The organism is Stenotrophomonas sp. STEN046 (assembly GCF_056759755.1).
The window spans coordinates 22,419-37,494 of record NZ_JBRRDR010000011.1 but is presented as its reverse complement, the minus strand read 5'-3'; the positions used below and the strand labels follow the sequence as shown (position 1 = coordinate 37,494).

Genomic DNA, 15,076 nt, shown 5'->3' with positions numbered 1-15,076 from the left:
TTACTGGATCTGGCGCCAGGACTGGCGACCACAGGGATAAGGCAGATACATCGGCGGGGCACCGGCCACGTTGACCACCATCCAGCAACCGCTGCCAGGAACCGCCGGCGGCGCGGCACCACCGCCCGGGTTGGCAGGCGCTTCCAGGCGCGGCACCACCGACACAGCCACGTCCTTGATCGGCGCGGTGCCACCGGTATCCAGCGCGATGGCGGCGGTGCCCTTGCCGAAGCCCGACCCGCCGGGCGAACCGACCCGCACGGTCGACAACGCGGGTGCGCCCGTACGTGCATCCAGGCCGAACAACCAGTTCGCGCCCACCGTGCTGCAGTCGGTCGCGGTGACCTTGGCCGCATAGGTCGGCATGAACAGCACGCCGGACACGATTTCCGGATAGCCGACGAAGCGCTCGCCGGTGGGCAGATCGATGGACCACCCCAGCAGGTTGGACGGCCTGTTGCCCACTGTCATGGTCCGCGAAACGCCGTCCGAGCCGGTGGAGACCGCGTACGGCAGCAGGTTGCCGCGCGTCACGGTGGTGATGGTCGTCCCGGAGCGATCGGTGAAGGAGTACAGCGACTGCAGCGTGACGTCCTTGGCATCATTGAGGAACGAGAAGCTGCCGGTACCGAACACCAGCTGCACACCACCACCTTCACCCGTGGCCGCTGCCAGGCCGCCGGTGATCGGCTGCCGGTAGGTCTGCGAATTCTCCACGGCGGCAAGCGAGGTGAACACCGGGGTGGAGATCGCGTTGGACGTGGACAGCAGATCGAACCGCCACACCGCGCCCTTGGCGTCGGCACCGTACACGGTGTCGGCGTAGCCATCGCGTACCGCGATGGAGGGATCGGTGTTGTTCTTGCGGTCCAGCACCACGATGTTGCCCAGGCCGTTCACGCCGGCCGGAACAGCGGTACCGGTCTCCACCGCCTCGATCATGCGCACGGTCGGATCAGAGGTGGTGGAGTCGAGGTCGACCACGAACAGCACGGCCTTGCCGCTCTTGCTGTTGTAGCCATTGCCGAAGATCGCCTTCCAGCTCACGGTGGTGCCCGACTTGACCGGCACGATGACCGGCTTGCCCAGCACATGCCCGATGTTGTCACGGATGGTCTGGCTGGCGCCGGTGATGTCGTTGATCTCCCACAGCCGGCTGCCCGAGCCGAAGCTGCCAGGCGTGGTCACATCCAGCGCGAACACGCCCCGACCACCGGCACCGGTAGTGCCTACCAGGGTGGTATGCCAGCTCTTGCCGTAGTACGCGTCACCCACGGTGACCGGGCCGTCGACGAAGTAGCGGTGCGGCACCTGGTCCTTGGCATTGAGCGGGTTGTAGGGCTTGAGCAGGTTACCCATGTGCCCGACCGAAGTGCCCGGGATATAGGCGAACGTCTCGCTGCCGCCCGTGCCGGACAGCTTGCCCGTCGCGTCCATGCCGCCATCAAAGGCATGCAGCATGCCGTCGTTGGCACCGACATAGACCATGTAACGATTGTCCTTCTTGGCCTTCATGTAGGCGTCGTAGGACGTGCCGAGCGTGCCGCCGAGGGCGCGGTAGCCATAGTCGTCGATCGGCGAACTGATCAGCGGCGACGAGTTGATGATGTCGCCAAGGATCGCGGAGCGGTCACGCAGCTTGCCACCATTGCGGACTTCACCGGCGGTTTCGCCGCGCAGGTAGGCCACTGCCGAGGTGGCGGTAGCGCCCAGGCCGGTCAGTGTCGCCGCGTCACAGCGGCTCATGGTCGGATAGAGGTTGCTGGGCGTACCGCAGAGCGCTTCCAGGGTCACGGTGGAATCGTTGAATTCGCTCACCGATGCGCCATTGGCGTAGTAGATCTTGCGCGCTGCCGGCGAGGGGAAGGCCGTGCTGGCCTCCCATATCGGCGTGTACACCGCAGCACGGGTCTTGGGATCGACCGTAACCTGGTTTGCACGCAGACGGCTGAACCAGTCGGTGCCTTCGTTGGCCACCTCATACTGCGGGGTCACGGTCAGCGAGCCGGCACCGATACGTGCACCGGTCAGCGCGATGCTGCCCGACGGCGAAGAACCCGATGCCACCGCAGAGAGCACGCGGCGCATCGCCGCAGTCACTTCGGCCGGCGTCTTGGCGTTGATGAATTCACCGCGGGTGTTGACGGTGGCGTGCCAGAGTTCATCGATCACGCGACCATCGTCGGAATCCACCGGATTGCCGTTGGCATTCCAGTTCGGCGTGGTGGTGTACGGATCCCGGGTCGCCGCCTGGTTGACCTCGAAGATCCTGCCCTGCGCGCCCAGCGTCACCGCATAGAAATTCATGTGCAGGTTGGTCTGGCAGTCCAGGCGCTTCCAGTCGGCAGAACTCTTGCTCAGCGATTCACACTGCTTGCTGACCGGCACCTGCCCTGCCGGGAACGCCGCGCCGCCGCGCAGCGGTACCAGCGAGCTGCTGTCGTAGTAGGCCGCTGCGATGTCAGCGATGGTGTTGTTGTAGCCATCGGCGAACGGCGCGCCGGTAAAGTGCGTCGTCCCGCTGGAATCAGCATTGCCGTAATCGGTGCCCTTCGGCACCTTGCTGGTGGTGTTGGTATAGCCATCGGTGAACAGCATGCCGCCGTTGCGCTGACAGGCCAGGGCGACCGGCGCGCCGGAATCGGTACGTCGGAACTGCTTGCCGAGGAAGTCCACCGCTTCGCGGTTGGGCGTGCCGCCATTGGGCTTGAGCGAGTAGATCTGCTGATACAGCGCCGCGCGCTGCTTGGCCACGTCATACATCGTCACGTCGGTGAGATTGTTGATCGTGAAGTAGCCCACGCGCATGTTCTCGATCTGGCCCATCGCATGCGAGGACGAACCGACCATCGACAGGATGCGGTTGCGGTGGTACTGGAACCAGTTGGCGAAATTCTGGATCGCGTCGCTGTAGCCGCTGGAGTAGTTGCCCGAAGCGATCGTGTAGCGGTAGAGGTTGCAGCCCGGGCCACACGCATTCCTGATCAGCGGGCGACTGGCGTCATCGGTCTTGTAGCCGGCCGGTGCAGGCGTTGCTTCCGGCAGGTAATAGGTGGCCGGGTAGTACTGGATCGGCACCAGGCAGTTGGTGGGCGCAACCCAGTCCTTGTCCAGTGCAACCCATTTGCGGTTGGTGTCCTTCAGCCCGTCGTTGTTGGAACGGGTATTGCCAAGCCAGTCGCGGTAGGTCGTGTTGCAGATCTCGCCATTGGCGTAGTACACCGTGCCCTTGGGCAGGGTCATGCCGGTAACCACGCCAAAGGTCTCACCCGTATTGGCGCGGCTGGCCTCCAGGTTGTAGGTCACGCCATAGGCGGTGGCGAAATCGGCGCCGGTCCGCGGATCGGCGCGGGTCTGGCTGATGGTGGCTGCAGGCATCAGCACGTTGTTGGACGCATCGGCCTGGGCCAGGCGCCACGGCTCGTACTTCACGCTCGGATCGAAGTAACCGGCGTTGTAGGCCGGTGAACGCGCAAAACCGAACACGTCCAGCGGCGGGATCGCCCGGCCGGGGCTGTAGCTGCCGTTGTAGCCGCTGTGCGGGAACAGGTACAGAAAGCAGTCGACCGAGTTGTTGCTGCAGCCGGCACCGACGTTGTAGAACACGCCCGCTGACTGGAAGAAGCTGCTGCCATTCCACTGCATGCGGCCATCGCCGCCGACGAAGATCCGCTCGAAGGTCATCGAGTTGGAATCATCGACGGCCATGATGAAGGCCGGCGGCGCCGAGCTCACCGAGTTCATCGGTGCCTGCGCCAGCTCGCCCTGCCCCTGTGCGGCGAACAGGTTGTAGATGAAATACACACCCGAGGCGAGCAGCAATGCGCCCACGCCCGCGGTGATGCCGAATTTGCGCGTGACCATGGCCGCGATCCTCAAAGCTTGAATACGGTGTCGACAACTGCCGACGAGGACGGGCCCGCCTGCGAGTCCGTCGAGAACGAGGTGATCTGGTAGATCGGCGCGGTGGGATCGAGCGGCTTGCCCATGCCCAGCGAACCACTGCCGATGATGCAGGTGTCGATCCGACGCACGTTCACCGACTCGGCGGCCGTGATCTGCTTGGTACGCCCCCAGGCAACCGGGTCGTAGCCGTCATCGCAGTTCAGCTGGATGCTGCTCGACTGGATGGGCGCATCACTGGCCGGCGACGTGCGGTTGGCGATGGCCTCGATGGCCCGCTCGGTACGCCGGGTCATGCTTTCGGCCGCCTGGAACGAGGTGTTGGTGGCGCGATAGTTGGCGGCCATCTTTTCCTGCATGCCTGCCACCTGCATGCCGGCGATGCCGATCAGGGCCAGCAGGATCAACATGATCAGTGCGACATACAGCACCGCACCACGCTGCCGGGCCGGGGCGACGAACGAACGGGAGAGTCGTTTCATGGCATCAGTTTCCGAAGAGGCGGTTGCGCAGGGCGATGGAGGACTCATAGGCCGCCCGGTAACGCGCATCGTTTTTGGCTGCCGGTGCGAAGCGCACCCCCAGCAATCGCGGATCGTTGAGTTCGGCGGCCGATGCGCTGGACACCGAGGCATTCGGGCTGCGCGCCAGGATCCCCACCTGCACTAGGCCAACACGGCGCCATTCGCCTGCACCGGCCGCAGTAGCGGCCGTGGTCACGCCTGCGGCGGTGTTCTGCACGGTGATGTTGCCCGCCGGCAGCGAGGTCTGGGTAATGACGGCGGTCGTGTCCTGGCCGAACATCACCTGCAGGTTCTCGATGCCTTCGACCAGTTCTTCGCGGACGGTGTAGGTTCCGCCATTGTTCGCACGCGCGCGCATCAGTACAGGCTCGCCGCTGGCCGAAGTACCCACGTAATAGGCGACCGATTCGGCGCGGTACAGCATCGTTTCGCCCGTCGGCTGCACGTTGTAGCGCATGACCGAGGCACCATTGGCGGTAACTGCGCCTGCGGCATAGGCGCCGACGAAGACATCGGCATGGCTGCAGTCGGCGATACCGAACAGGGTCGGTGCGGCCACGCCGTCCTCGGTCAGGCGCGTACCCAGCTTCGGGTCGAAACCGATCACGCTGTTGGCATCACTGCTGATGCTGGTGACCGGCACGCCGATCGGCGCCAGATAGCGCAGCACCAGAATGTCACTGCCGCCACGGGCGCCCAGTGCCTGCAGGGCCGACGGCAGGCCGGTCGGTGCGGTCCAGTTCTCGCCCAGCGTGAGGGCGTTGCCAGGTGCCGTACCAGGTGCCTCGTAGCCCTGCACGGACACGGAGAAGTCCAGCGGACTGCCGCTGCCGGTGCTGACACCGGCGATGTGCACGACCGGATCACCTTCATTCTTCACGAAGTGGGCCTGGTCGTTGACGCAGCCGAAGTGGCCGGCCATGCGGATGTCGCGTTGCAGGAATTCCATCGCGAACCGCGCATTCTCCTGCGCGCGCGCCGCACCCTGTGCAAGCTGCGACGCTTCGCGGGATGCCGAGAACACCTGGATGACGCCGAGCATCAGAACCAAACCGATGACCATCGCGATCATCACTTCGATCAGCGAGATGCCGGCAATGCGGCGCGGACGAACCGAAACCGGGCTCACAGCTGCGTCTCCGCGGTGAACGTGGTCAGGGAGTCCGGATTGCTCTTGTCCCAGCGCTGGTCACCCCAGGCGATACCCACGGTCACCCGGCCGTTGTTGTTGACCACCGTTGCGCTCGCCCCGTCCCCCAGCGCCTGCACCACCTGGCACTGCCAGCGGGTGACGTTGTCGGAAACTGCGATCGTGCCGGTCGGGCGCGAGCAGTTCGCGCGCGGCACCGTGCCGGCGGCGAAGGACGCGTTTGTATACCAGGCTGCCTGGTAACGGTTGGTGCGCATCTGGTCGAGCAGGTCATAGGCCAGGTTGGTGGCCTGGGTGCGGTAATTCGCGCTCTGCACGAAGCGCACGTTCATCGTCTGCAGCAAGGCGAATCCCAGCAGGCCGAAGGCAAGCACGATGATGGTCACGAGTACTTCAATCATGCTGAAGCCCTGCACCGAACGACGGCCGATGGGGGTACGGAAACGCCTCATGAGCAGGTCTCTTTCAGGCTGTTGAGCTGGCCGGACGCATTGATGGTCAGGCGACGTCGCAGGGGCTGCTTGTCACAGCTGGTGGGCTGCAGGGTCAGTTCCTGCGCGTCGGCGGCACGCCTGCGCCCATGGGCGTCGAAGGCGATGACCGTGCCGGTCGGCCCGGTCACCTTCAATGCGGTACTGACCGTTACGAATCGAAGCACGACCTCTCCGGTGGTGAAGCCACCGTCACCGTCGACATCGGCCCAGGCCAGCATGCCCTTGCTCCAGGTGCCGTCGCAGCTGGCGCCATCGGTGCTGCCACAGACGCCGCCACCGCGCTTGTTGCGGATGGCCTCGCTGCGGGCAAGTGCCACCAGGCCGGTGGCCTCATTGCTGGCCGAGGCGACCTGGTTCGAGCGCAGCGTGCTCCGGAACGACGGAAACGCAATCGTGGCCAGGATTGCCACGATGGCAATCGTGACCATCAACTCAACCAGCGTGAAGCCTTTGGACCGGCGCGATGTCATTGAACGCTCCCCAGCGTGTTGGTGGCCACGATGGCGCACCGGCCTGCCGCCGGCAAGCGGCGGCAGGATGAACGGTCAGATCGGGGCGACGGGCGTCAAAGGCTTGACGATCCGCCCTCCCCTGCCAGGTCCGGCACGGCCCCCGCCGCGCCGGCCAGCCTCAGGCCAGCACCTGGTAGCAGGGCTGGTATTCGCCGGAGATCTTCATCCGGCGCTGCTCGACGAAGCCCCGCAGCAGCTCGTCCAGCGCCTGCATCATGTCGGCGTCACCGTGGATCTGGAACGGCCCGAACTGCTCGATGCGGCGCATGCCGTCTTCCTTCACGTTGCCGGCAACGATGCCCGAGAACGCCCGGCGCAGATCGGCCGCCAGCGCATGGGGGGCGCGCCCGTGGTGCAGGTCCAGCGCCGCCATCGCTTCATGGGTCGGCACGAACGGCTGCTGGTACTCCCACGGAATCTCGATGGACCAGTTGAAGAAGAACGAGTCCTTCTGCGCCAGGCGGTGCTCACGCACGCGCTTGATGCCAGCCGACATCTTCTTGGCCACCGCCACCGGATCGCCGATGACGATCTCGTAGCGTTCGGCAGCGGCATCGCCCAGGGTCAGGCGGATGAAGCGGTCGATCTGCTCGAAGTACGGCGCGGCGACGGTCGGGCCAGTCAGGATCAGCGGGAACGGCAGATCCTTGTTTTCCTCGCGCAGCAGGATGCCGAGCAGGTACAGGATTTCCTCGGCAGTGCCGACGCCACCGGCGAACACGATGATGCCGTGGCCGATGCGCACGAACGCTTCGAGGCGCTTCTCGATGTCCGGCATGATCACCAGGTGATTGACGATCGGGTTCGGCGACTCGGCGGCGATGATGCCCGGCTCGGTCAGGCCGATGTAGCGGGTCACCGTGCGGCGCTGCTTGGCATGGGCGATGGTGGCGCCCTTCATCGGCCCCTTCATCGCGCCCGGGCCGCAGCCGGTGCAGATGTCCAGGCCGCGCAGGCCCAGCTCGTAGCCGACCTGCTTGGTGTACAGGTACTCATCGCGCGAGATCGAGTGGCCGCCCCAGCAGACCACCAGGTTCGGGTCGCCCGGGTTCAGGATGCGCGCGTTGCGCAGCAGCCCGAACACCGCATTGGTGATGCCCTCGGACGATTCGAGCTCGGCCGCGTAGGCCGGGCCCATCTCGATGGCCATGTAGGCCAGATCGCGGACCACGGCGAACAGCAGCTCGGCGACACCGCGGATGATCTCGCCATCGACGAAGGCCATCGCCGGCGCATTGGCCAGATCGATGCGCACGCCGCGATCCTGCTGCGCCACCTGGATGTCGAAATCGGGGTAGAGATCGCGCGCCGCGCGCGGATCGTCAGAGGCACTGCCGCTGGTCAGCACGGCCAGCGCGCAGCGGCGCAGCAGCTCGTGCATGCCACCGCCGGAGGCATCGCGCAGGCGCGCAACCTCGGCCCGCGACAGCACATCCAGCCCACCACGCGGGTAGATCCGCGCGTCCTGCACCGGCAGCGTCCGCGCTGCCTTTTCATTCGTTGTCATATCCACTTTTCTGCTTCCTTCAAGGTTTCCGACTGTACTGCCGCCCCCTTAAAAAGCAAAACGGCCGGGAAGCCCGACCGTTGGATAGGTGCGTCCCGCGTTCGCCGCTCCGGGACCGCTTCGGCGGCATCTGCGCCGCGCACGTGTCTGGATGCTACGCCGATGCGCAGACCCCCGCAAGGACTTTCGCCTGAACGGAAAACGGCCGGGTTTCCCCGGCCGTTACGAAAATACGCTTTTGGTATCGGCTACCTTTGACACTCGAAAGTACCGGCCACCGGGTTTGGCGCAATCGGCACCGAAGACGATGGATCCGTGATCGTCCAAACCTCAAACGCCAACCTGCCGTTTAGTTCGGAAATACCTGTGTACATAGCGTAGAACTCGCCTCGTGGGCTGTTTTCATAATAGTGAACCCGAGCGTCCAGCGGGTCAGACATGAATTCAGCCAAGACAGCGGCATACCGCTCCTGAACCGGCGAGTTGCAGCTCACTACCCCTGCAACGTAGCGGTTTGTATCTCCGTGATCTTCTTCTCGTGACGTCTCCCCAGACCCTGGATAGCCCGGAGTAGGTGGGCAGTAACTTGGATTACACCAAGGATCGAGTCCACTTGCCTTAGACGGCGCGGCACTCATACTCATTCCAAAAACCAAAGACGCAACAATTACACTCAACTTCATTCGAACCTCTCCCTAGTTAGACCTACAATCCATTCGCATCAAACAACCTCTAGATAGCGCCCTCCAACTCGACGCTTCGCCCAACCTGCCAATCAGCTGAAACTTCATCCAGCCACTCTGTCAGGCCACCTGGCTCCGCCAACGCCCGCTGATAGGCGCGCACAACATTCAAATTGAAATTCAATAGCTCGCTAGGCGCTCCGTCTGCCGCCATCTCAAGCGCGTGTACAAACTCATCCTGCATAACCTTTGCACAGACAGCGATGAACGCAAAAAAGCTGCACTGGTAATTAATGGCAAAAGCGCATGAAAGCCCCCTCATCAGGCGCCCATTGCCGTCCTCAAACGGATGCAAGATATCAACCGCCAATAAAAGTGCGAAGAGACGCTGCACAGGTTGAAGGTCAGCGGCCAAGCCGAAAAAACGCGAAAGATGAGATTGCACATCTATCTGCGCTGCAACAAAGCTATGCGCCCCACCCTCCGGCCCAACCCATATGCGCCGGAGCCTGTACCCGTTGGGAGCACCACTACCGACGAAAAATCTGGGGTGAATGGAGAGGAAAGAGCGTGCATGGAGGCGCTCTATCTGGCATTTGCTTGCAGACTTAAGGTACGCGCCGCCTCGATTGCAGCGGAGATAAGCACTCCCATCTGAACTGCAATCGGGGCAGTGACGCAGTCGACACGCAAGAAATCTAGCGAGAATCTCCGTCCGCTGCCTCTCCGAAGACTTGTCGGAAGTAGCAGGAAGCACAAATTCGCAATTCGCCAGCCCGGCTAAAGCTGACTCAGACAGTCCATATCTAACCTTCACTTCACCGGCCGTGAATGGATACCCCCTACTTTTAGCACACAAATTATTGCTTCACCACCACAACAAAAACGGCCGGGTTTCCCCGGCCGTTTCCATTTACTGCTTCAGGCTCTGACGGATCAGAACTTGTACTTCAGGGTCAGCTGCATCGACCAGCGCGACACGGCGGTGTTGCCCTTGTCGTTGTTGTTTTCCTGGATCTGCGAGTTGTCGGTCGCACCGGTGAACGAATACACATACTTACCCGTGGCCGGATCGATACCCGCGTAGTTGGCAACGCGGCGGGTCGAGTAGAAGCCGTAATCGTCGATCAGGCCCCACTTCTTGTTGATCAGGTTGCCGACATTCATGATGTCCAGCGCGATCTCACCCTTGTGGCTCTTCACGAAGCCCGGGAATTCCTGGCTGATGCGGACGTCGAAGGAGTTGGTCCACTTGGCGCGGTGCGAATTGGCCGGAACCACGCTGCCACGGTAGGCATCGAGTTCCGGGTTCTGCGCCAGCCAGTCGAAGAACTGCTTCTCCATCGCCGCGCCGCCCTTGAACAGCACGTCGCCCGGGCCCTTCGGCACGTAGAACAGGTCGTTGGTGGCAGCACCGTCGCCGTTGGCATCGTTGTAGAAGATGTAGCTGTACGGACGGCCCGAGCGACCTTCGTAGAACAGGCCGACGCGGGTGGCGTTGTCACCGAAGAAGTTGTGCTTCCACTCCAGGGTGCCGGTGATGCGGTCCTTGATCGCGTAACGCGAGTTGTAGGCCACGTCTTCGTTGGAGTTGAAGATCAGCGTGTTGTTCCAGTTCGAGGTGTTCTGCGAGCTGGACAGCGGGCTGACTTCCTTGGACTGGGTGTAGGTGTAACCCAGCGACCAGCCCCAGTTCTCGGTCAGCGGCTTGGCCAGCGAGAAGGTCGCCTGGCTGCCACGGCCCTTGTCGGTGTTGCGCATGACCAGCACGTCGCCCATGTCGCTCGGGCGGTTGGCACGGTCACCAGCGCGATTGGTACCGGTCGCCATGCCGTAATCGACGCCCTTGTCGACGCGGGTATTGGCCGGGTTGCGACCGGCGGCATTCCAGTAGATCGCGCGGCCATCCGGGCCGACCGTGGTCGGCGCGCCAACGTCCAGGCGGTCGAAGTAGATGCCATCCTTGACCTTGGTCACCAGCAGCTCGGCCGATGCCACGATGCCGTACCACGGCAGCTCATGGTCGAACGCCAGGTTGGCCTTCCACACTGACGGCAGGCGGGTGCCCGGCGCGATGATGTCCACGTTCTGACGGGCGGTAGCCGGGCCACCGGCCGGGATGTACGGGTTGTTGCCATCCGGCGTGAAGGCACCGGCCGGGATGCTGCGCTCGTCGTACTCGATGTAGTTCAGACCGGTGTTCTGGTAGGCACCTGCCAGCCACACGTTCGGGGCAGCGCCGCCGAACAGGCCCACGCCGCCGCGCAGCTGGGTCGGACGCTCGCTGTCGAAGGTGTAGTTGAAGCCGACGCGCGGCTGCACCAGGTTCTTGTCGACCAGCTTGGTGTTGTTGAAGCCGTACAGCTGCTCGATGCGCGGGTTGTACAGGCGCTGGCTGCTGAAGTCAGGCATGTCGACGCGGACGCCGAACATCAGGCTCAGGTTGTAGTTGATCGCCCAGGTGTCCTGCACGAACACACCGGTGTTCTTCAGGGTGAAGTCAGCCGGGATGTCGCTGCGGCTGCCATCGGCACGCGGCGCACGCAGCTGGTAGCGCGAGGCATTGCCGGTCAGGAAATCGTTGACGCTGTTGAACTCGTACACGCCGTTGAGGTTGCGGCCATAGAAGTTCATCAGCTCGTTCTTCGAGTAGTCGAAGCCGAACTTGACGGTGTGGTCGCCGACGTACCAGGTACCGGCACCGAAGGCGCTCAGTTCCTTCGATTCCACGATGTTGACGTGGGTGTTCTGCTCGGTACCTACGTACAGCGAGTCATTGCCCGACTTGATACGGATCTGCGGCATGTCGACCAGCGGAACGCGGTTGGCCGAGTAATCCTTGTGCGAGACCTTGAATTCGGTCGAGAAGCTGTCCGACCAGTCACTGAACAGTTCGCCCATCCAGGTTTCGTATTCGGTCGGCTGCTGGTACCAGAAGTTGCTCAGCGAAATCGCGCTGCTGCTGACCTGCGGGAAGCGAACGACGTTCTGCTCCATCTTGTTGTAGCGCAGGGCCGCACGGTGGTTCTCGTTGATGTTCCAGTCCAGCTTGACCGCGTACTCTTCGATCTCGGTCTTGCTGTTCGGCGCCGACAGGCTGCCCGGGTCATAGCCCAGCTTGCCCAGGTAGCTCTGGACGTCGCTGATCTGCTGCTGGGTGATGGTGCCCCTGCCGATCGGCGTGTCGCTCAGGCTGACGCCGGCGGCCGAACGCTCGTACTTTTCATAGTTGGTGAAGAAGAACAGCTTGTCCTTGACGATCGGGCCGCCGAAGGTCATGCCGTAGGTCTTCTCGTCCTCGAAGCCGTTGAAGTCCTGCTTGTCACCTTCCAGGCGCGAACGGACCATGTCCTTGTCGCGGTACGAGCCGTACACGGTGCCATGGAATTCGTTGGTACCCGACTTGGTCACGGCGTTGATCACCGCGCCCGTGCCACCGGCGATGGTGGTGTCGTAGTTGGCCAGGTCGATGTTGATTTCCTGGATGGCATCCATCGACACCGGCTGACGCTCGGTCGGCAGGTTGTTGGAGCCCAGGCCGAACGGATCGGAGGCGCTGATGCCGTCGATGCGGATGGCGTTGTAGCGGGTGTTCTGGCCGCCGGCCGAAATCGCGCCGTCAGCCTTGCTGACCTGCGAGATGCGCGGGTCCAGGCGGACGTAGTCCTGGATGTTGCGGTTGGCCGAGGGCAGCGCATCCATCGTTTCACGGGTCACGTTGCTGCCGGTACCCATCTTCGTGGCGCTGAAGATGTCCAGGCCACCAGCGGTAGCGACAACGTTGACAGCGTCCAGGTTGGTGGCAGCCACGTCGCCGCCCAGGTTGGCGTTGACCGTATTGACCTGGTTGAGGTTCAGGAAGACACCTTCTTCGGTCTTGGTGCCTTCACCGGACTTGGTGATGGTGATGGTGTACGGACCACCCACGCGCAGGCCGCGCGCGTTGTAGCGACCCGACGCATCGGTGGTCGCACGCGAAACGGTGCCCGATTCGGTGTGGGTGATGGTGACTTCAGCGCCAGCAACGGGCTGGCCTGCAGTGGACATCACCTGGCCGCCGACACCGGCAGAGGTGCTCTGGGCGAAGGCGGGAGCGGCGGCGAGCGCAGCCACGAGACCAAGGGTGAGCTTGGACATCCGGAATGGGTGAGTCATTGTTCGGTAGCCTCGATGCGAGTTGGGCGATGGCGGAAAAAAAGCGCATCCAAGCAGCCTTGCGGGCGGCTGTTCGGACATTTATCTGGGGTTCCCTACCGTGAACGGCAGCTGCCGCAACGGTTAACACTAGATTAACACGCTACGCTTTCAATGTGACGGTTGTGCGACAAACGGCACCGGATCGCAACGCAATCGTGACGGAATCTTCATTCCGCTTTACGGGCAGCTTACCCGGCCGGGGGAAATTCACCGGCGTCAAGGACCTGTCCACGCCATGCATGGCCAGCGCTGGACAGCAGGGTCACGGCTGCCGCAGCGGCCGCCTCCGGACCACGGGCGGCCGGATCCTGGTCGATCGAATAGGCGCGCGCGCGCAGCGCGGTACGCAGAGGGCCGGGATACAGCCCGCTGACCCGCACCGGACCCCGCGCCAGTTCGTCATGCAGGCTGCCGATCAGCCCGTGCAGGCCATGCTGGGCAACGCCGTAGCCGCCCCAGTAAGCCTGCCCTACCCGCTCCGGCGCATCCACGGTGAACACCAGGGCAGAATCTTCACGCTGCCGCAGCAGCGGCAGGCAGGCCTGCGCCAGCCAGGCGGGCGCGGTCAGGGTCACATGCACGGCACGGGCGAAACTGGCCGGGTCGGCCAGCTCGAACGGGGTCAGCCCCGGGAAGTGGGCCGCGCAGACCAGCAGGCCATCCAGGCGCCCCAGCTCGCGCTGCAGCGCCTGCGCCAGCTCGGCATAGTCATCGGGACCGGCGCCTTCCAGATCCAGCGGGTACAGCAAGGGTTCCGGACCGACCGCCTGCACCTGGGCATAGACCCGGTCAAGCCGACGCGGTTTGCGACCCAGCAGGACCACGGTCGCGCCGGCCTCTGCAGCGGCGACAGCGGCAGCGCTGCCCAGTCCGCCGCCGGCACCGGCCACCAGCACCACGCGCCCCTGCAACGGATGGCCATCAAGCGCCCCGTCAGACGGTGACGTCGATGGCCTGGCACTCATCCCTGTGCAGCCTCTTCAACGATGCGCTTGAGTTCGCCGGCTTCAAACAATTCCATGACGATGTCACAGCCGCCGATCAACTCACCGTTGATGAACAGCTGCGGGAAGGTAGGCAGATTGGAGAAACGCGGCAGGTTGGCGCGGATCTCCGGCTCTTCCAGCACGTTGACCGTGCGCAGGGAGACAGCGCCTGCGGCCATCAAGGCCTGTACGGCGCGGCTGGAGTAGCCACACATCGGGTACTGCGGGGTGCCCTTCATGAACAGCACGAGCGGGTAACGATCCACCTCGGCCTGGATTTGCTGCATTACCGCCACACCTCACTCCTTGCTTCGCCGGACAATCCGACCGCAGTGGTCGGCTAGACTGCCCACGGTAGTCCCCATTGTAAGCCGATGGTACCGGCTGCCGCCGCCCCCTGGCCACGAACCTGTCCATGCCCGTCGAACTGCCCACCCTGCCCTACCTGCCTTCGTCCCTGCAACCGCACCTGTCGGCACAGACGGTTGAACTGCATCACGGCCGCCACCATCGCGCCTACATCGATGCGGTCAATGCCGCCATTGTCGGCACCGAATGGGAAGACGCCGCGCTGGATGAAATCGTCCGCCACGCCCAGGGCACGCTGTTCGATGCCGCCGCCCAGGCCTGGAACCACGGCTTCTACTGGCAATGCCTGCGACCACGCGGTGGTGGCGAACCGCAGGGGCGCCTGGGCGAGCTGGTCAAGCGACAGTTCGGCGACGGCCAGCGCCTGCGCGAGGAGTTCAACCGCACCGCGCTGGGCCTGTTCGGGTCCGGCTGGGTGTGGCTGGTGCAGCACCCGGGCGGCCAGCTCGGGCTGCAGGCCACACGCAATGCGGGTACGCCGCTGACCGGCAGCAGCGTCCCGCTGCTGTGCTGCGACGTGTGGGAACACGCCTACTACAGCGATTACCAGAATGATCGTGGGCGCTATCTGGACGCCTTCTGGCAGCTGGTGAACTGGGAATTCGCGGAAAGCCAGCTGCGCTGAGATCGGCGCAGCTCCGCCGGGTATGGCCCGGCGCTACCTCGGGATGCTCCGCCGCCGGGTATGGCCCGGCGCTACCGGAATCACGCGCCGTTCTGGTAGATGCCCACCTTGGTGGGCATGCCGGCC

General features: G+C 63.8%; 11 protein-coding genes. 1 reads left to right on the top strand and 10 read right to left on the bottom strand.

What is annotated here, in order from left to right:
- The 10 genes from ACVOLJ_RS07715 to grxD all read right to left on the bottom strand — a co-directional run bounded on the left by ACVOLJ_RS07715 (position 1) and on the right by grxD (position 14,252).
- Positions 1–3,864 (bottom strand): pilus assembly protein, encoded by a 3,864-nt coding sequence (locus tag ACVOLJ_RS07715; protein ID WP_481563842.1) that lies wholly within the window; start codon positions 3,862–3,864, stop codon positions 1–3.
- 11 nt (positions 3,865–3,875) lie between these two features.
- Complete coding sequence (locus tag ACVOLJ_RS07710) at positions 3,876–4,385, bottom strand: pilus assembly PilX family protein (protein ID WP_475278027.1); 510 nt, start codon at positions 4,383–4,385, stop codon at positions 3,876–3,878.
- A 4-nt stretch (positions 4,386–4,389) separates the two neighbouring features.
- Positions 4,390–5,556 carry a PilW family protein gene (locus ACVOLJ_RS07705; RefSeq protein WP_475278026.1) on the bottom strand — a complete coding sequence of 389 codons (1,167 nt, stop codon included), beginning with the start codon at positions 5,554–5,556 and terminating at the stop codon, positions 4,390–4,392.
- Entirely contained in the window at positions 5,553–6,029 is a 477-nt protein-coding gene (pilV, locus tag ACVOLJ_RS07700) for a type IV pilus modification protein PilV (protein WP_475278025.1), read from the bottom strand. The genes ACVOLJ_RS07705 and pilV overlap by 4 nt, the downstream gene beginning before the upstream one ends.
- A complete protein-coding gene (locus tag ACVOLJ_RS07695; protein ID WP_475278024.1) occupies positions 6,026–6,541 on the bottom strand; it encodes a GspH/FimT family pseudopilin in 516 nt (171 codons plus the stop codon). The genes pilV and ACVOLJ_RS07695 overlap by 4 nt, the downstream gene beginning before the upstream one ends.
- A 160-nt stretch (positions 6,542–6,701) precedes the next feature.
- The gene (gene ppnN, locus ACVOLJ_RS07690) at positions 6,702–8,090 is read right to left on the bottom strand and encodes a nucleotide 5'-monophosphate nucleosidase PpnN (protein ID WP_475278023.1); all 1,389 of its coding nucleotides are present in this window, start codon (positions 8,088–8,090) and stop codon (positions 6,702–6,704) included.
- A gap of 732 nt (positions 8,091–8,822) precedes the next feature.
- Positions 8,823–9,530: a Fic family protein gene (locus ACVOLJ_RS07685; protein ID WP_481563879.1), complete on the bottom strand. Its 708-nt coding sequence runs from the start codon at positions 9,528–9,530 to the stop codon at positions 8,823–8,825.
- Positions 9,531–9,709: 179 nt separating this feature from the next.
- Positions 9,710–12,928 carry a TonB-dependent receptor gene (locus ACVOLJ_RS07680; protein WP_481563841.1) on the bottom strand — a complete coding sequence of 1,073 codons (3,219 nt, stop codon included), beginning with the start codon at positions 12,926–12,928 and terminating at the stop codon, positions 9,710–9,712.
- A 230-nt stretch (positions 12,929–13,158) separates the two neighbouring features.
- Positions 13,159–13,935: an SDR family NAD(P)-dependent oxidoreductase gene (locus ACVOLJ_RS07675; protein ID WP_481563840.1), complete on the bottom strand. Its 777-nt coding sequence runs from the start codon at positions 13,933–13,935 to the stop codon at positions 13,159–13,161.
- Positions 13,932–14,252, bottom strand: coding sequence for a Grx4 family monothiol glutaredoxin (gene grxD / locus ACVOLJ_RS07670; RefSeq protein ID WP_475278020.1), 321 nt, complete (start codon positions 14,250–14,252; stop codon positions 13,932–13,934). The genes ACVOLJ_RS07675 and grxD overlap by 4 nt, the downstream gene beginning before the upstream one ends.
- A gap of 119 nt (positions 14,253–14,371) precedes the next feature.
- On the opposite strand from grxD, the gene ACVOLJ_RS07665 reads away from it, so the two are divergent.
- Positions 14,372–14,950: a superoxide dismutase gene (locus ACVOLJ_RS07665; protein ID WP_481563839.1), complete on the top strand. Its 579-nt coding sequence runs from the start codon at positions 14,372–14,374 to the stop codon at positions 14,948–14,950.
- Positions 14,951–15,076: the final 126 nt, after the last annotated feature.

Coding starts and splice junctions, on each gene's coding strand:
- ACVOLJ_RS07715 (WP_481563842.1), bottom strand. CDS start 3,864: ATGGTCACGCGCAAATTCGGCATCACCGCGGGCGTGGGCGCATTGCTG.
- ACVOLJ_RS07710 (WP_475278027.1), bottom strand. CDS start 4,385: ATGAAACGACTCTCCCGTTCGTTCGTCGCCCCGGCCCGGCAGCGTGGT.
- pilV (WP_475278025.1), bottom strand. CDS start 6,029: ATGAGGCGTTTCCGTACCCCCATCGGCCGTCGTTCGGTGCAGGGCTTC.
- ACVOLJ_RS07695 (WP_475278024.1), bottom strand. CDS start 6,541: ATGACATCGCGCCGGTCCAAAGGCTTCACGCTGGTTGAGTTGATGGTC.
- ppnN (WP_475278023.1), bottom strand. CDS start 8,090: ATGACAACGAATGAAAAGGCAGCGCGGACGCTGCCGGTGCAGGACGCG.
- ACVOLJ_RS07680 (WP_481563841.1), bottom strand. CDS start 12,928: ATGACTCACCCATTCCGGATGTCCAAGCTCACCCTTGGTCTCGTGGCT.
- ACVOLJ_RS07675 (WP_481563840.1), bottom strand. CDS start 13,935: ATGAGTGCCAGGCCATCGACGTCACCGTCTGACGGGGCGCTTGATGGC.
- ACVOLJ_RS07665 (WP_481563839.1), top strand. CDS start 14,372: ATGCCCGTCGAACTGCCCACCCTGCCCTACCTGCCTTCGTCCCTGCAA.